Raw genomic sequence first — 18103 nt, forward strand, 5'->3', positions numbered from 1 at the left:
GAAACGGTGAGTAGTGAGCTTTTTGATGCCATTCATTACTTAGAGAAAGAAAAAGGAATAGACAAAGACCTTCTAATGGAAGCATTAGAAGCAGCACTTATTTCTGCTTATAAAAAGAATTTTAAATCAGCCACGAATGTTCGTGTTGATCTTAATGAAGTGAGTGGAGGCATGCATGTTTATGCCCGAAAACTTGTTGTTGAAGAATCTATGGACCCACAACAAGAAATTTCTCTAGATGAAGCTAAAAAAATCGATCCAAACTATGATATCGATGATGTAATTGAAATTGAAGTAACACCGAAAGACTTTGGTCGTATTGCAGCACAAGCTGCTAAGCAGGTTGTCACTCAACGTGTACGCGAAGCTGAGCGCGGTGTGATCTTTAATGAATATATTGATCGTGAAGAAGATGTTATGACAGGGATTATTCAACGTAAAGACGCACGATTTACTTACATTAATCTTGGTAAAGTTGAAGCCCGTCTTCCTGTTGGTGAACAAATGCCTACAGAAGAATATCATGTACATGATCGTATAAAAGTATTTGTTACTAAAGTTGAAAACACAAACAAAGGGCCTCATATTTATGTGTCCCGTTCCCATCCAGGTCTCCTTAAACGTTTGTTTGAGATGGAAGTACCAGAGATTTATGATGGAACAGTAGAAATTAAATCTGTATCTCGTGAAGCAGGAGATCGTTCTAAGATTTCTGTTCATGCTCCAGACCCAGAAATCGATCCAGTTGGTTCTTGTGTAGGACAACGAGGTCAAAGGGTACAAGCTATTGTGAATGAGTTAAAAGGTGAGAAAATTGATATCGTGCAGTGGTCAGAAGATCCTGTCGTATTCGTGTCAAATGCCTTAAGCCCTGCCAAAGTGGTAGAGGTATTAGTGGATGAAGAAGAAAAAGCAACAACAGTCGTTGTACCGGATCATCAACTTTCATTAGCAATCGGTAAGCGTGGACAAAATGCACGTCTTGCTGCTAAATTGACTGGATGGAAAATTGACATCAAGAGTGAATCAGATGCTTTAGAAGACGGCACGATTACTCCTGGTGAACATCAAGAGGACGCTTATTCTGAAGTAGACGAAGATCTATTTGAATAAGGGGGACTCGAAATGGCTAAGAACAAAAAAACACCATTAAGAAAATGCGTAGTTACCAAAGAAATGCTACCTAAACAACAGCTAATTCGTGTCGTAAGAAATAAAGACGGGGAAGTTTTTATTGATGAAACCGGAAAGAAGAACGGCCGAGGTGCTTATTTAACTAAGGATGCAGAAGTCATTAAAACCGCTCAAGAAAAAAGTATTTTATCCCATCATTTAAAGACCAAAGTGGATAAGGAGCTATATGATCAGCTCCTAGATATGGTACAAGAGGATTAACATGAATCAGAAGTTCCTCAACATGATTGGACTTGCATTTCGAGCGGGGAAATGTACTTTAGGTGAAGAAGCCATCGTTCGTGATATACAACGAAAACGAGCCTGCCTGGTTTTAATAGCAAATGACACGGGGATGAATACTAAAAAGAAGCTAATTGACAAATGTAGCTTCTATAAGGTCCCTTATCGGGAAGTTGTTGATAGGGACACATTATCCGGTGCGATAGGGAAATCAGGCAGAGTAGCCTTGGCTATAACCGATCGTGGTTTCGCAACGAAAATCACATCGATGCTCGATGAATCTATTCGGGGGTGAACGTATGACGAAAATGCGTGTTTATGAATATGCCAAAGAGAAAAATGTAACCAGTAAAGATGTATTAACGAAATTACAGAACATGAATATAGAGGTCTCAAACCATATGTCCACTATTTCAGACGATACGAAAACTCGTCTTGATGGTGTGTACAACAAAGGGAAAAGTGACCAGAACCCTCAAGCAAAGGGAGCAGAAAAGAAACAAAATAACTCACAAGGTTCTGCGAAGCCATCTAGTAACCAAAAAGATGGCGGTCAGAAAAAACGTGAGAAAGATCAGGATAATCGTATGAATAAAAACACTAAAAATAATAACAAAAAGCAAAACCAAAATAACAAACGAAACAACCGTGGCGGACAAAACCGTAACAATCAACAACAGCGCCCGCAGGCTAAGAAACCTCAACTACCAGAGAAAATCACGTACACAGGTAGTTTGCAGGTATCAGAGCTAGCTGAAAAACTATCCAGAGAGTCTTCTGAAATTATTAAGAAGTTAATGTTCTCTGGTGTAATGGCTACAAAAAACCAGGATCTAGATCCTGACACCATTGAACTAATCTGTGATGAATACGGCGTGAAGGCTGAAGAAGAGATTATTGTAGATGAGACAGACTTTGAAAACTATATTGCTGATGACGAACCTGCTGATCTAGTAGAACGCCCATCAGTCGTAACAATCATGGGCCACGTTGACCATGGTAAAACAACTCTTCTTGATTCCATTCGTAAAACGAAAGTAACAGCAGGGGAAGCTGGAGGAATTACACAGCATATTGGTGCTTACCAAGTAGAAGAAAATGATAAGAAGATTACATTCCTTGATACACCAGGTCACGCAGCATTTACTAGTATGCGATCTCGTGGAGCTCAGGTAACAGATATTGCGATCTTAGTTGTAGCAGCAGACGATGGGGTTATGCCTCAGACTAAAGAAGCAATCAACCACGCTCAAGCTGCAGAAGTTCCTATTATTGTAGCTGTTAATAAAATGGATAAAGAGGGCGCAAATCCAGATCGTGTGAAACAGGAGCTTATGGAATATAATTTAGTTCCTGAAGAGTACGGTGGAGAGACGATCTTTGTTGAACTTTCAGCTGTTAAAGGTGAAGGTATTGATGATCTTCTAGAAATGATCGTGCTTGTTTCAGAAGTAGAAGAGTTAAAAGCAAATCCAAATCGCCTAGCTATGGGTACTGTTATTGAAGCAGAATTAGATAAAGGTCGCGGTTCTGTCGCAACATTACTTGTACAAAATGGTACATTAAACGTAGGAGATCCAATTGTCGTTGGAAATACGTTTGGACGTGTCCGTGCGATGGTAAATGACTTAGGACGTCGTGTGAAAGTGGCTCCACCTTCTACACCAGTTGAAATCACTGGACTAAACGGTGTGCCTCAAGCAGGAGATCGCTTCGTAGCGTTTGATGATGAGAAGAAAGCCCGCCAGGTTGGGGAAGCTCGTCAACAGCGTATGATTGAGGAAAATCGTGGAGAAAAAGCAAAAGTTAGCCTTGATGATTTATTCGAACAAATTAAACAAGGTGACATGAAAGAAATTAATATTATTATTAAAGCAGATGTACAAGGTTCTGCAGAAGCCCTTGCTTCTTCCTTGCAACAAATTGATGTAGAGGGTGTGAAGGTTAAAATCATTCACACAGGTGTTGGTGCAATTACAGAGTCTGATATTATCTTAGCTTCAGCATCTAACGCGATTGTGATTGGCTTTAATGTTCGTCCGGATGTAAATGCTAAACGTACAGCAGAATCTGAAGACGTAGACATTCGACTTCACCGTATTATCTATAAGGTAATGGAAGAAATCGAAAGTGCTATGACAGGTCTTCTAGACCCAGAATTTGAAGAGAAAATCGTAGGTCAAGCAGAAGTTCGCGAAATCTTCAAAGTTTCTAAAGTTGGAACAATTGCCGGAAGCTATGTAACAGAAGGTGTTATCAAGCGTGAAGGTGGCGTCCGTCTTATTCGTGACGGTATTGTCCAATATGAAGGCGAGATTGATGCATTAAAGCGTTATAAAGATGACGCCAAGACCGTACAAAAAGGGTATGAATGTGGTATAACAATCAAAAACTACAATGATATCCGTGAAGGTGACATTATTGAAGCTTTCGAAATGCAGGAGATCGAACGTAAGTGATTGTCTCAGTAGAAATAGAATGCCTCATTTATGATGCTCATTCTTTAAAAGAAAAGCGTTCGGTTTTGCGCCGAATATTAACTAGAGCTCATAATGAGTATAATGTTGCTGTTGCAGAATTGGATCACCAAGATGTTTGGCAACGAACAGGCCTTGGCTTTGTCACGATTTCTAGTGACAAAGTTCAGGCTGAAAAAGAGATCAATCGAGTGTTAGCGATGATCGACTCTTTTCCAGAAATTGAACGCACCACAACAAATTTGGAATGGTTGTAGCCCTCCCTCAGAATAAAGAGGTGAAAATGAATGAGTGATTTAAGAGCAAACCGTGTCGGTGAACAAATGAAAAAAGAAATGGGAGATATTATTAGTCGTAAGATTAAAGATCCTCGCATTGGATTTGTCACTGTCACAGAAGTGAAAGTAACAGGTGACTTACAGCAAGCTAAAGTGTACATCTCTGTTTTAGGTGATGAAAAACAGAAACAAGATACATTAATTGGCTTAGCTAAAGCGAAAGGATTTATTCGCTCCGAAATTGGACGAAGAATTCGCCTTCGCAAAACACCAGAAATTACGTTTGAATTTGATGAAGCTGTTGAATACGGAAATCGTATCGAAACAATTCTACAAGATTTAAATGATACAAACGAATAAAATCTGGTAAGAGGGTGTCCCACAAGGGGGCTGCTCCCCAAAATGTGGCATACAGGTTTGTATGATAAAGTACACATCAGGGGGACTGTCCCTTTAAGGGGCACTCTTTTTGTTTGTAATAAAACCCATACATATTTACGTGAATAAGGTGAGGGGGCTTTTATGATGAACGGGATCATCCCTTTATGGAAACCAAAAGGCATGACATCACACGATTGTGTGATGAAGATGAGAGGTATATTAAGAACTAAAAAAGTGGGCCATACTGGCACTCTTGACCCGGATGTAGAAGGGGTTCTTCCAATGTGTGTTGGAATGGCAACCAAAATTTCTTCATATGTAACGGAGTCTGAAAAAGTATATAAAGCAGAAGTAACTCTGGGAACAGCTACCGAAACAGAGGATCAAACAGGTTCTGTCATCTCTGAAAAGATGGTAGAAAAAATAAACATGAATGAAATTAGAAGTGTGTTAGAATCATTTACGGGTACAATCACTCAGATCCCCCCTATGTATTCTGCTGTGCGCGTAGATGGCAAGCGTTTGTATGAATATGCTAGAGAAGGATTGGAAGTAGAAAGACCTAAAAGAACAGTTCAGATCTATGATATAAATCTAACATCTGAGGAAGTATCTTATCATGACGGAAAAGCTTCCTTTACCATTGACATTACATGCTCAAAAGGTACCTATATCCGTACGCTCTGTGTGGATATTGGTAAAAAGCTCGGATACCCTTCTCATATGTCTTCATTGGTCCGTACTGCTTCTGGTTCGTTTACAGAAAGTGAGTCATTCACGTTTGAACAGATTGAAGAGGCAAGAGATGAGCAAAACATTGATCAGCTCTTGCAGCCTTTAGAGAGAGGTGTGCGCCATCTTGATAATCTGGTTGTAGAAGCTGGAGAAGAAGATCAAATATACCACGGTATGGTTTTCCCTAAACCTTCTATATTGCCAGCTACTAATCCATTCGGTATGGTTAGTCAAGAAGGTAAATTACTTGCCATTTATCAAGTACACCCAAAGAAACCACATTTAATCAAGCCAGTCCGAGTTTTTCAATACGAATGAAACGTATAAGGAAAAGAGGGTGAGAGGAAATGGAAATTTATGAACTACAACATCCCCATACACTCAAGTATCAAGACCTGCCTGAAACTGTATTAGCTGTAGGTTATTTTGATGGGGTTCATCGCGGACATCAGGAGGTCATACGAACAGCAAAGCAAATAGCTGATGAAACAGGTCGAACTAGTGCTGTTATGACCTTTCATCCTCATCCGTCTGTTGTTTTGAAGAAAGAAACCCAACATGTGAAATACATTACTCCTCTAGAGGATAAAATAAAAGTCTTTGAAGATTTAGGGATTGATCGTGTATATCTTGTTGAGTTTAACAAAGATTTAGCAGGTTTATTACCTCAGGATTTTGTAAATCACTATTTTATTGGTTTACATGTGTCTCACGTTGTAGCAGGTTTTGATTTCACATATGGACGAATGGGGAAAGGAACTATGGATACCCTCCCTACGCACGGAGGAGAAGAGTTATCTCAAACGGTCGTATCTAAAGTGACGGAGCATGAGAAAAAAATAAGTTCTACGTTAATCAGAGAATCAATTAAGGAAGGGAACATCTCTTTAGCGAATGAACTGCTTGGACGCCCCTATCAAATTCGAGGTACCGTGGTTACAGGGGATCAAAGAGGGCGTACGATTGGTTTTCCTACTGCAAACCTTTCTGTCTCAGAAGACTACTTGCTTCCTAAAGTAGGCGTATATGCTGTAAGAGTTGTCCACAATAATTCTTCATACTATGGAATGGCGAATATTGGGTATAAACCAACCTTCCAAGACATAAAAGTACTTTCTGTTGAAATTAACCTATTTGATTTTGAGGCGGACTTATATGGAGAAGAGTTAACAGTAGAGTGGCATGCATTCATCAGGGATGAAGTGAAATTTAATGGAGTGGATCATCTAATCGATCAACTTCAGAAAGACGAAGCCGAAATTCGTAACTTTTTTGCTTAGAATTCCCGCTTCCCCTTGCATTTTTCCTTAAAAACATGTACATTAATAGTTGTGCTGCATGCACAGGAACCATCGCTTGGCAAGTCGAAATCACCGACGCTTGCTAGGGGATAGGGGTTCGATAAAATTTTAGGAGGTGAATAGGATGGCTATCACACAAGAACGTAAGAATGAAATCATTAGTAAGTTCAAGACACATGAAAACGATACTGGATCCGCTGAGGTTCAAATCGCTGTCCTTACTGAAAAGATTACAAAATTAAACGAGCATTTACGTACTCATAAGCAAGATCACCACTCTCGTCGTGGTCTTCTAAAAATGGTAGGTAAACGTCGTAACCTTTTAAACTATTTACGTAACAAAGATGTAACTCGTTACCGTGAATTAATTAAAGAACTAGGCCTACGTCGTTAAGTAGTAAAAAAGCGGGATGATTTCCCGCTTTTTCTATAGCTAAAATTAATACATAAGAGGAATCTTATGCACAATAAGAATGAGAATATAAGATCGAGTATGAGAGGTGTTAACATACAAATGGCAGAAGAAAAACAAGTTTTCTCCACCGAAATTGCTGGCCGCCCTTTACGTATTGATATTGGAGAGTTAGCTAAACAAGCAAGTGGAGCATGTATGGTGCAATACGGAGACACATCTGTTCTAGCAACCGCAACAGGATCTAAAGAGCCAAAAGATTTGCCGTTTTTCCCTCTTACTGTAAATTACGAAGAGCGATTATATGCTGTAGGTAAAATCCCTGGTGGATTTATTAAGCGTGAAGGACGTCCAAGTGAGAAAGCAGTTCTTGCTTCACGTCTAATTGACCGCCCAATCCGTCCTCTTTTCCCTGACGGCTTTCGTAATGAAGTACAAGTAATCAGTACAGTAATGAGTGTGGATCAGGATTGTTCATCAGAAATGGCTGCAATGTTAGGGTCATCTCTTGCATTATCTATTTCGGACCTTCCATTTAGCGGTCCAATTGCAGGTGTAATTGTAGGTCGTGTTGATGGAGAGTTTATCATCAACCCTACGATTGAACAACAAGAAAAAAGCGACATTCAACTAACAGTAGCTGGTACAAAAGATGCTGTTAACATGGTAGAAGCAGGAGCGGATGAAGTACCTGAAGAAGTCATGTTAGAAGCAATTATGTTTGGTCATGAAGAAATCAAGCGCCTTGTTGCTTTCCAAGAAGAAGTAGTAGAAGCAGTTGGAAAAGCAAAACGTGAGGTAACGCTGTTTGAGCTTGATGCAGATATCGTTGAAGAAGTTGAAGGCAAAGCAAAAGACGCACTAGTTAAAGCAATTCAGACAGAAGAAAAGCATGCACGTGACGAAGCAATCACAGAAGTTAAGAATAACGTGGTGGCTGAGTACGAAGAAGCTGAGGCTGAGAGCGAAAAGATTAGTCAAGTTAAATCTGTTCTTGATAAAATCGTCAAAGAAGAAGTACGTCGCTTAATTACGAAAGAAAAGATTCGTCCAGACGGGCGTAAACCGGATGAAATTCGTCCATTATCTTCTCGTGTAGGCGTATTACCACGCACACACGGTTCTGGACTGTTTACTCGTGGACAAACCCAAGCGTTAAGCATTTGTACACTTGGTGCACTAGGTGATGTTCAGATCCTTGATGGTCTTGACTTAGAAGAATCAAAACGCTTCATGCACCACTACAACTTCCCACACTTTAGTGTAGGTGAGACAGGCCCAATGCGTGGACCAGGTCGTCGTGAAATCGGCCACGGTGCATTAGGTGAGCGTGCTCTTGAGAAAGTCGTACCATCAGAAGAAGACTTCCCTTATACAGTACGTCTTGTGTCAGAAGTATTAGAATCTAATGGTTCGACGTCACAAGCAAGTATTTGTGCAAGTACACTTGCAATGATGGATGCTGGTGTTCCGATTAAAGCACCTGTAGCTGGTATTGCAATGGGTCTTGTGAAATCAGGCGAAGATTACACAGTCCTTACTGATATTCAAGGTATGGAAGACTTCCTTGGAGACATGGACTTTAAGGTAGCTGGTACAGAAAAAGGTGTAACAGCTCTACAAATGGATATTAAGATTGAAGGTCTATCTCGCTCAATTTTAGAGGATGCACTTACACAGGCGAAAGCTGGACGTAAAGAAATCCTAGATAGCATGATGGCAACAATTGAACAACCACGTGAAGAGCTTTCTGCATACGCTCCGAAAATTCTTACCATGGCAATCAAACCTGATAAGATTCGTGACGTTATCGGACCAAGTGGTAAACAAATCAACAAGATTATCGAAGAAACAGGTGTTAAAATCGATATCGAGCAAGACGGTAAAATCTTCATCTCATCTACAGATGCAGCAGCGAACCGTAATGCAAAACAGATCATCGAAGACTTGGTTCGAGAAGTTGAAGTTGGAGAAACATACCTTGGTACTGTTAAACGTATCGAAAAATTCGGTGCTTTCGTTGAGCTATTTAAAGGGAAAGACGGCTTAGTGCACATTTCTCAATTAGCTGAAGAGCGAGTAGGTAAAGTAGAAGACGTTGTAGCAATTGGAGATCAATTGAAGGTTAAAGTAAAAGAGATTGACAACCAAGGACGCGTCAACCTATCTCACAAAGACGTTATCATTGAAGAGAAGAAACAACAAGAAACTACAGAGTAGTTTAGCAAAAAGGAGCTGGCGTGCCAGTTTCTTTTTTTATACATAATTATTTGATTCATTTTAGATGTTGGTTTTTGTGAGTTTGTGATTGCACTTTTCGGATCGTCTAGCTCCGGCTCCTAGCCCCTAGCGTCATAAGCAATCTGACTGCAGTCCGCTAAGCGAACTTCCGTCAGCTTGCTTATGCAGGCCTCAGGATGCAGGTCAGTTCGGTGTTGGCTATTGACGTGCCGCTTTTAACCGAACTTCCTCTTCTGCTGACCAGTCGCCTGCGCTTTTCTGTGATGTCTAGCTCCGGCGGGGAGGGCCTAGCGAGATAAGCAATCTACCTCCAGTCTGCTATGCAGACTTACAGTAGCTTGCTTATCCGGCCCCACACGATGTGGGGTCGTTCGACGTTGTCACAGGACGTGACGATCTTAGTCGAGCTTCCTCTTTTATTATGAAGCCCTTTGCGCTTTTTTGTGATGTCTAGCTCCGGCTCCTAGCCCCTAGCGTCATAAGCAATCTGACTGCAGTCCGCTAAGCGAACTTCCGTCAGCTTGCTTATGCGTACGGGGCTGACCAGTCGCCTGCGCTTTTCTGTTCTACCTTGTCCTTTCTTCACATAGGTTGTGTTAGAGGGGAGTGGTGGTGATGAGGCGGTTTGTGCCGATTGTGGTGTTTGTTTTTATGGTGCTGGTTTCTTATAAGGCGTTTGAGAATCCTTATTCCTCTTCTTATTTGACGAGTATGAAGGATCAAGTGACACCTGTTGCGAATACGGAAGATGCGCTTTATAAAGAGATTGAAGAGAAGGCTCAAGAATTTGAGAAACCTGCAGAGGATGCGGTCATTCATGATGTGTGGAAGAAGATGCCTGGGTTAAATGGTCTCGAGGTAGACATCGACCAATCTTATAAAAAGATGAAAAAGAAGGGTACGTTTGATGAATCTTTACTGGTATATAAACAAACTAAACCAGAAATTTCTCTAAAGGATTTACCTGCAGCTCCTATATTTAGAGGTCATCCCGACAAACAAATGGTCTCTTTAAATATCAACGTTTCCTGGGGAGAGGAATATATTCCTGATATCTTAAACATACTTAAAAAGAATAAAGTGAAAGCTACGTTTTTTATTGAGGGAAAATGGGCGAATAAGAATGTAGATTTAGTTGAGATGATTCAAGATGAGGGCCATGAAATTGGGAACCACGCATATAACCATCCTGACATGGCGAAAATATCTAGAGATGAAATACAAAAACAAATTAAACAAACGAACGATATCCTCCAAGCTATTACAGGGGAAAAGCCAAAATGGTTTGCTCCTCCAAGTGGTAGTTGGACAGATGAGGTAGTCGAACAAGCGGACCTTCTAGGGATGGAGACGATTTTGTGGACAGTTGACACAATAGATTGGAAAAAGCCTGCTCCAGACGTTATGGTTGGCAGGGTTATGAGCAAGTTAGAAGGTGGATCTTTTGTACTTATGCATCCAACAACATCTGTGCAAAATGGATTAAACGACCTGATTTTGAAAATTAAACAAAAAGGCTATACAATAGATACAGTCACCAAGATGTTAGATGAGAAACGCTTAAAGTAATTTACTCATCGATTAAGCACTAATTTTAGGAGGATGACCTTTGGTTAAAAAATATACCTGCTCCAACGGGCTTAGAATCGTATTGGAGGAAATCTCGAACGTCCGCTCTGTTACCATTGGAGTATGGGTGAAAACGGGATCAAGAAATGAACAAGAACAAAACAACGGAATCTCTCATTTTATTGAGCATATGTTTTTTAAAGGAACTAAAACACGTTCTGCTCGTGAAATAGCTGAGAGTTTTGATTCAATTGGCGGACAAGTTAATGCCTTTACTTCAAAAGAGTATACGTGCTACTACGCAAAAGTGTTAGATACACATGCGAAAAAAGCTCTCGACATATTATCAGACATGTTCTTTAACTCAACGTTTGATGAAACAGAAATGGATCGCGAGAAGAAAGTAGTTCTTGAAGAAATCAAAATGTATGAAGATACACCTGATGATATCGTACACGATTTATTGGCCCAGGCTACATATGGCAACCATCCATTAGGTTATCCGATATTAGGAACAGAAGAAACATTAAAGTCATTTACACCAGAATCTATTAGGTCTTATATGGATCAGCAATATGTGCCGGAAAATGTAGTCGTGTCGGTAGCAGGAAATGTTGACGAATCATTCTTTAAAGACGTAGAAGATCGCTTTGGAGGCTATACTAGTCAACATAGCCCAGATCCATTTACTAAACCTGCTTTTCAAACAGGTGCTATTCGTCGCAAAAAGGATACAGAACAAGCCCATCTTTGCTTAGGATATGATGGTCTTCCAATCGGGGATGACCGCGTATTCAGCTTAGTCGTTTTGAATAATGTGTTAGGTGGCAGTATGAGCTCTAGATTGTTCCAGGAAGTTCGTGAGCAACGAGGGTTAGCTTATTCAATTTTCTCTTACCACAGTTCTCACGCAGACAGTGGACTCTTAACGATTTATGGCGGTACAGGTAAAGATCAATTAGGTGTTCTTCAAGAAACAATCGATACCACGGTTAATGAGTTTATTCGTGATGGCTTAACCAATAAAGAGCTTGAAAACAGTAAAGAGCAACTAAAAGGAAGTATCATGCTAGGACTTGAGAGTACCAATAGCCGGATGAGTCGAAATGGTAAAAATGAACTCATGCTAGGTCGTCATCGAACACTAGATGAAATGGTTACCCAAATTGATAGCGTAACTCATGAATCTGTAGACCATGTCTTAAAAGCTGTGTTTACTGGAAACCAATCTTCTTCTATTATTTCACCGATTGAAGAGTAGTTGATGTTCATACCTCGTTCCTTTTCTTCATACAGTTTTATAAAGGAGCGATGACTATGAGATATCGTGAGCTTAGTGGGAAAGAAATTGTAGATGTAAGACATGGCTCTAGACTCGGTGTTTTGGGACAAACGGACTTAGAAATCGATCCGAATACAGGAAACATCCATTCTTTCATTATTCCTAACTACAAATGGTTTGGAATGAAAAAAGAAGGGGCTGAAGTAAAACTTCATTGGTCCGATATTCAAAAAATCGGGGATGACATGATTATCATTGATCCAAAAGAATAAAATGCAGCTATCCCCATATGAATAGCCCATAAACCGCTCTGAGTTATATAACTCAGAGCGGTTTTTTTATTTCTTCTATTCTAACTCCTACTCTTTTCTCTAAAACGATTGATTATTGTACTATTCAACAATAGGGCAGAATTGTTGAAGACTCGAAACTGAGAGAATGATCCCGTTAGCTTTAATTGAGTGTAAGGCGGGCCTGGAAACCACTCGCTTTCCTGTGGGGAACAAGACTGGCTCTTCTGCCCACGGGAGTCTCGCAGTTTCCAGGCCCACCTTTGCCACATTAGTCTGAACGGAAACAAGCCATGCGAGAAGAAGCAAGATTACTTGGTGTGATTCCGGGACCGTTAACCTAGTTAACGTTAGGGCTAGCTCGGGGACTGCGAGACTCCCGCGGGGTAAGGAGCCTAGGGGAGACCCCACAGAGAGCGACAGCGAACGAGGAGGCTTCCCAGCTCCCCGCAGGAAAGCGAGTTGTCCCCGAGCTAGCCCCACCACTCATCAAACATAACGGTCCTTTCCAGCTTTAACATCTCAGCTTCAAGTATTCCACATAAGGGGGCTTATGCGGAATGCCATTCCTTTGAGGAAAGGGAAGAAAAGATGATTTACATAAGACATTCACCATTCGATTTCACCCCTCATAGGATAGGAGAGAATCAAGAGATATTATTCCATGCAAGGCGAGGTGAATGGAATGCTAACTGGATATACAATTGGGATTCTAGGTGGAGATGCGAGGCAATTGGAGGTTATTCGAAGACTAAGTGAATGGGATGCGACCTTAATTCTTACAGGTTTCGATCAACTGGATCATGGTTTTACAGGGGCGAAGCAAGTCGATTTCGATGAAGTGGATCCTGGTAGACTGGATGCAGTCATTCTACCTGTGCCAGGAACAAACCAGGATGGGAAAATCGATACAATCTTTTCGAATCAATCTCTTTCCTTAACGAAGGAGTGGATAGAGAAGACACCAAAGCACTGTCTGTTCTTTACCGGGATTACTAATAAATATTTAACCGGCATTACAGATGAAACAAAGCGAACGTTGATTCCTTTATTCGATCGAAATGACGTGGCTATCTATAATTCTATTCCAACCGTAGAAGGAACCATTATGATGGCGATTCAACACACAGATTTTACAATTCACTCTTCGAAAGTGACGATATTAGGACTTGGTCGAGTTGGGATGAGTGTAGCGCGTGTGTTTGCATCCCTGGGAGCAAAAGTTAAAGTGGGAGCGAGAAAATCAGAGGATCTAGCACGAATATCAGAAATGGGGCTCATCCCGTTTCCTATAAAAGATATTAAAGATCATACACAGGACAGCGATATTGTCATTAACACCATTCCTGCTCATGTAGTAACAGCAAGTGTCATCCAAACGATGCCAACGCATACCTTAATTATTGATTTGGCATCTAAACCTGGTGGAACTGATTTTCGTTATGCAGAAAAGCGAGGTGTGAAAGCACTTCTAGCTCCAGGGTTGCCTGGAATCGTTGCGCCAAAGACAGCGGGTAATATTTTGGCGAATGTAGTTACTCAAATTATTATAGAAAAACTAGGTGAGGGGAGTTCATAAGTATGTCACTTAAGGGGAAAACAATTGGTTTTGGTTTAACAGGTTCACATTGTACGTATTCAGAGGTTTTTCCGCAAATGCAGAAACTGATGGATTTAGGGGCTACGGTGGTGCCTGTAGTGTCATATACGGTGCAGAAGACTGATACGTATTTTGGGGAAGCAGCAGAACATTTAAAGAAGATAGAAGAGATCACAGGTGAAAAGTTAATCTCGACTATTCCTGAAGCGGAACCCCTAGGACCAAAACGCCCACTAGATTGTATGGTTATCGCTCCGTTAACTGGAAACTCAATGAGCAAAATGGCAAATGCATTAACAGATAGTCCTGTATTGATGGCAGCCAAAGCGACTCTTCGGAATCAAAGTCCAGTCGTATTAGCCATTTCAACGAATGATGCTCTAGGACTAAATGGAGTCAATCTAATGAGACTAATGGCAACAAAGAATATCTTCTTTGTACCTTATGGTCAAGATGATCCGGTTAAAAAACCAAATTCTATGGTTGCGCGTATGGACTCACTTGTAGAGACCATTGAAGCAGCTCTTGAATTTAAGCAAGTTCAGCCAGTAATAATTGAGAGATGATGATAGAAATAGGTATCTTGAAGATTTGAGATTGTGGTAGAATATAAAGTAATCTTTTTATGTAGATATAGGAAGAAAACGTAAGGACGAAGGGAGAACATACTATGGTCGAAAATAAAAAATATCATGTAGCAGTTGTCGGAGCAACAGGGGCAGTAGGAGAAAAGATGATCGAAACATTAGCCGATCGTAATTTCCCAATTGAAACCTTAACGTTGTTATCATCCAAGCGCTCTGCTGGTAAACGCGTGCGCTTTCAAGATAAAGAAATTATTGTGCAAGAAGCAACACCGGAAAGCTTTGAAGGAGTAGATATTGCTCTATTCTCAGCTGGGGGCTCAATTTCTAAATCTTTAGCGCCTGAAGCAGTTAAACGAGGTGCTGTCGTTGTCGACAATACGAGTGCATACCGAATGGATCCTGACGTACCTCTTGTCGTACCTGAAGTTAATGAGGGGGACCTTGCTAACCATAATGGTATTATCGCAAACCCGAACTGTTCAACCATCCAAATGGTGGCAGCACTTGAGCCAATTCGAAACTCATACGGGTTAAACCGTGTTATTGTATCAACTTACCAAGCTGTTTCTGGTGCAGGAAATCCAGCAAATGACGAGTTAAGAGCTCAATCAGAAGCATATTTGAAAGGTGAAGAAATGAAAGCTGAAGTCCTACCAGTTGGTGGGGATGAGCATCATTATCCAATCGCTTTTAATGCACTCCCTCAAATTGATAAATTCCAAGAAAATGGATATACATTTGAAGAAATGAAAATGATTAATGAAACGAAAAAAATAATGCATATGAACGAATTACCTGTAGCGGCAACTTGCGTAAGACTTCCGTTCTTTACTTCACATGCCGAAAGTGTTTATATTGAAGTAGAAACGGATAATGTAACAGTTGAGGCTATAAAAGAAGCGGTTGCCAATGCTCCAGGATTGGTTTTAGAAGATGATCCTAGTAATCAAATTTACCCTACACCTTTAAATGCAACAGGTAAACGTGATGTATTTGTAGGTCGTATTCGTAAAGACTTGGATCAGCCTCGTGGCTTCCATATGTGGGTTGTTTCTGATAACCTACTTAAGGGTGCTGCATGGAACTCTGTACAGATTGCAGAGAGTCTAGTTCAAAACGAGTGGCTTTCAAAGTAAGTATTTAGTAGATTCATTGTGAAGACGGCAGGCAGCGTAGCGAACATCCGTTGACTGCCGTCTGATTCTTTTTGAGCAATAATCGTTTCCATGGAGCAGCTTTTATTACCTGGTAGTGGTAATAGGGAAATTTAAACAACAAGAAAAGATAATTAGAGGTGTCCTTATGAAGATTTTAGTTCAAAAGTTTGGAGGCACTTCGGTAAAAGACGAAGAGAGTCGAGAGAAGGCCATTGCCCACGTTCAAAAGGCGCGTGCTGAGGGATATAAAGTCGTCGTTGTCGTATCGGCAATGGGGCGTAAAGGTGATCCTTATGCAACAGATAGCCTTTTAGGTCTTATCGATTTCCCAAACACAAACTCATCTAAAAGAGAACAAGATTTATTAACGTCTTGCGGCGAAGTCATTTCTTCAGTCGTTTTCTCTAATGAATTGCAAAACGTTGGCGTAAGCTCTGTTGCTTTAACAGGTGCTCAGGCTGGTTTTGTGACGAGTAATGATTTTACCGAAGCTAAGATTCGCGCAATGAATCCCGAGCGCATCATGCAGGAACTCCAGTATTCAGATGTTGCCGTTGTAGCTGGATTCCAGGGTCAAACTGAATCTGGTGACGTTACTACAATTGGCCGTGGTGGAAGCGACACTTCCGCAGCAGCACTAGGGGCTGCATTAGATGCTGAATATATTGATATTTTTACAGATGTAGAAGGTATTATGACTGCTGATCCAAGGATCGTTGAGACAGCAAGACCTCTCAAGGTTATGACTTATAATGAAATTGTTAACTTGGCTTATCAAGGAGCAAAAGTCATACATCCAAGAGCAGTCGAAATAGCTATGCAAGCAAAGGTGCCGATTCGAGTGCGCTCGACCTATTCAGATGATTTCGGTACACTTGTAACGCAATCTAGACATGATGGGAGAGGGAAAGATATTCCAGATCGCCCGGTAACAGGAATTGCTCATTTGTCTGGGATTGCGCAGATTAAAGTATTTGCTAAAGATGAGCCTTACCAACTCCAGTCTGAGGTATTTAAATCAATGGCTGAAGCAGGAATCTCTGTGGACTTTATTAATATCTCCCCTAAAGGCGTTGTATACACGATTCCGGATATGTACACCTCTAAAGCACGTGAGATTTTAGAAGCACTAGGGTATGAACCAGAAATCACTCATAATTGTGCGAAAGTCTCTACAGTTGGAGCTGGAATAACAGGAGTACCTGGTATTGCAGCTAAAATTGTGCATACCCTAACATCTGCAGGTGTTCAAATCTTGCAATCTGCAGATAGCCATACAACCATTTGGGTACTTGTAAAAGATGAAGATCTTAAGCAAGCTGTGAATGCCCTTCATAAAACATTTGAACTACAATTAGACGAATAATTAAAGAAAGGAGCATTTGCTTATGAACTTTGGAAATGTATTGACAGCTATGGTGACTCCATTTGATAATCGTGGGAATCTAGATCTAGATAAGACCACACAACTCGTCAACTACTTAATTGAAAATGGATCTGACGGTCTTGTTATTGCAGGGACTACAGGGGAATCACCTACGTTAACTTCGGAAGAAAAGATTGCTTTATGTAAACATGTTGTTAGCGTCGTTGACAATCGAGTACCTGTTATTGCAGGAACCGGAAGTAATAACACACATGCTACAATTGAATTAACGAAAAAAGCAGAACAGACTGGTGTAGATGGCATTATGCTAGTTACTCCTTATTACAACAAACCGAGCCAGGAAGGGCTTTATCAGCACTTCAGTACTATTGCTAAAGAAACATCTTTACCAATAATGCTCTATAACATCCCTGGACGTTCTGTTGTGAATATAGATGTAGATACAATCACGCGCCTGTCAAAAATTGAAAACATTGTTTCTGTTAAAGATGCTAGTGGTGATTTAGACGCTATGACGGAATTGATTTCCAATACAGACGAAGGTTTCAGCGTTTACAGTGGTGAGGATAGCCTTACACTTCCTTCTGTTGCTGTTGGCGCAAATGGCATTGTGTCTGTATCTGCTCATGTAATCGGTAATGAAATGCAAGAGATGATCCGCGAATTACGACAAGGAGATTCTCATAAAGCAGCGAAACTTCATCAAAAGATTCTACCTGTGATGAATGCTTGCTTCATGGCCCCATCTCCAACACCTGTTAAAACAGCTCTTCAAATGAAAGGATTAGATGTAGGCGGAGTGCGCCTTCCCCTAATTCCATTGTCAGCAGAAGAACGAAGCACACTATCTAAAGCTCTAGCCCCTTTTAAATAATATTAAGTTCCCTGACTTACTTGTCAGGGAGCTTTTTTATTATTATATAAACTACATATCCTTAATATATAGAAGTATCTATTTAATTATAGTCGTTTAATGTCGTTATCTCTATA

General features: G+C 40.6%; 18 protein-coding genes. All 18 read left to right on the forward strand.

The window, feature by feature from the left end; all coding sequences use genetic code 11:
- Positions 1-6: 6 nt before the first annotated feature.
- The 18 genes from nusA (at position 7) to dapA (ending at position 17987) form a co-directional block, all read left to right on the forward strand.
- Positions 7-1113, forward strand: coding sequence for a transcription termination factor NusA (nusA, locus tag IEW76_RS00235; RefSeq protein WP_188649806.1), 1107 nt, complete (start codon positions 7-9; stop codon positions 1111-1113).
- Positions 1114-1125: 12 nt separating this feature from the next.
- Positions 1126-1395, forward strand: coding sequence for an RNase P modulator RnpM (rnpM, locus tag IEW76_RS00240; protein WP_188649808.1), 270 nt, complete (start codon positions 1126-1128; stop codon positions 1393-1395).
- A 1-nt stretch (position 1396) separates the two neighbouring features.
- Positions 1397-1711 (forward strand): L7Ae/L30e/S12e/Gadd45 family ribosomal protein, encoded by a 315-nt coding sequence (locus IEW76_RS00245; protein WP_188649810.1) that lies wholly within the window; start codon positions 1397-1399, stop codon positions 1709-1711.
- Between the two features lie 4 nt (positions 1712-1715).
- Positions 1716-3875: a translation initiation factor IF-2 gene (infB, locus tag IEW76_RS00250; RefSeq protein WP_188649812.1), complete on the forward strand. Its 2160-nt coding sequence runs from the start codon at positions 1716-1718 to the stop codon at positions 3873-3875.
- A complete protein-coding gene (locus tag IEW76_RS00255) occupies positions 3872-4150 on the forward strand; it encodes a DUF503 domain-containing protein (RefSeq protein ID WP_188649814.1) in 279 nt (92 codons plus the stop codon). Before infB ends, IEW76_RS00255 begins: the two co-directional genes overlap by 4 nt.
- 30 nt (positions 4151-4180) lie before the next feature.
- Entirely contained in the window at positions 4181-4531 is a 351-nt protein-coding gene (rbfA, locus tag IEW76_RS00260; protein ID WP_188649816.1) for a 30S ribosome-binding factor RbfA, read from the forward strand.
- A gap of 162 nt (positions 4532-4693) precedes the next feature.
- Positions 4694-5605, forward strand: a complete 912-nt coding sequence (gene truB, locus IEW76_RS00265) for a tRNA pseudouridine(55) synthase TruB (RefSeq protein ID WP_308422018.1) — start codon at positions 4694-4696, stop codon at positions 5603-5605.
- Between the two features lie 29 nt (positions 5606-5634).
- On the forward strand, positions 5635-6567 hold the full coding sequence (gene ribF, locus IEW76_RS00270; RefSeq protein WP_188649818.1) for a bifunctional riboflavin kinase/FAD synthetase: 933 nt from the start codon (positions 5635-5637) through the stop codon (positions 6565-6567).
- Positions 6568-6712: 145 nt separating this feature from the next.
- Positions 6713-6982, forward strand: coding sequence for a 30S ribosomal protein S15 (rpsO, locus tag IEW76_RS00275; RefSeq protein ID WP_036778804.1), 270 nt, complete (start codon positions 6713-6715; stop codon positions 6980-6982).
- A gap of 120 nt (positions 6983-7102) precedes the next feature.
- Entirely contained in the window at positions 7103-9220 is a 2118-nt protein-coding gene (pnp, locus tag IEW76_RS00280; RefSeq protein ID WP_188650473.1) for a polyribonucleotide nucleotidyltransferase, read from the forward strand.
- 633 nt (positions 9221-9853) lie between these two features.
- Complete coding sequence (locus IEW76_RS00285; RefSeq protein ID WP_373285909.1) at positions 9854-10810, forward strand: polysaccharide deacetylase family protein; 957 nt, start codon at positions 9854-9856, stop codon at positions 10808-10810.
- Positions 10811-10850: 40 nt separating this feature from the next.
- Positions 10851-12071 (forward strand): M16 family metallopeptidase, encoded by a 1221-nt coding sequence (locus tag IEW76_RS00290; protein ID WP_188649822.1) that lies wholly within the window; start codon positions 10851-10853, stop codon positions 12069-12071.
- Positions 12072-12127: 56 nt separating this feature from the next.
- A complete protein-coding gene (locus tag IEW76_RS00295; protein WP_188649825.1) occupies positions 12128-12364 on the forward strand; it encodes a YlmC/YmxH family sporulation protein in 237 nt (78 codons plus the stop codon).
- A 703-nt stretch (positions 12365-13067) separates the two neighbouring features.
- Positions 13068-13961, forward strand: a complete 894-nt coding sequence (gene dpaA, locus IEW76_RS00300; protein ID WP_188650475.1) for a dipicolinic acid synthetase subunit A — start codon at positions 13068-13070, stop codon at positions 13959-13961.
- Positions 13962-13963: 2 nt separating this feature from the next.
- Positions 13964-14548 (forward strand): dipicolinate synthase subunit B, encoded by a 585-nt coding sequence (gene dpaB, locus IEW76_RS00305; protein WP_036778812.1) that lies wholly within the window; start codon positions 13964-13966, stop codon positions 14546-14548.
- 104 nt (positions 14549-14652) lie between these two features.
- Positions 14653-15705 carry an aspartate-semialdehyde dehydrogenase gene (asd, locus tag IEW76_RS00310; RefSeq protein ID WP_188649827.1) on the forward strand — a complete coding sequence of 351 codons (1053 nt, stop codon included), beginning with the start codon at positions 14653-14655 and terminating at the stop codon, positions 15703-15705.
- A gap of 166 nt (positions 15706-15871) precedes the next feature.
- Positions 15872-17092 carry an aspartate kinase gene (gene dapG / locus IEW76_RS00315; protein ID WP_188649829.1) on the forward strand — a complete coding sequence of 407 codons (1221 nt, stop codon included), beginning with the start codon at positions 15872-15874 and terminating at the stop codon, positions 17090-17092.
- 22 nt (positions 17093-17114) lie between these two features.
- Entirely contained in the window at positions 17115-17987 is an 873-nt protein-coding gene (gene dapA, locus IEW76_RS00320) for a 4-hydroxy-tetrahydrodipicolinate synthase (RefSeq protein WP_188649832.1), read from the forward strand.
- Positions 17988-18103: the final 116 nt, after the last annotated feature.

Origin of the sequence: Pontibacillus salipaludis (assembly GCF_014642405.1) — a bacterium.
Taxonomy (GTDB): domain Bacteria; phylum Bacillota; class Bacilli; order Bacillales; family BH030062; genus Pontibacillus; species Pontibacillus salipaludis.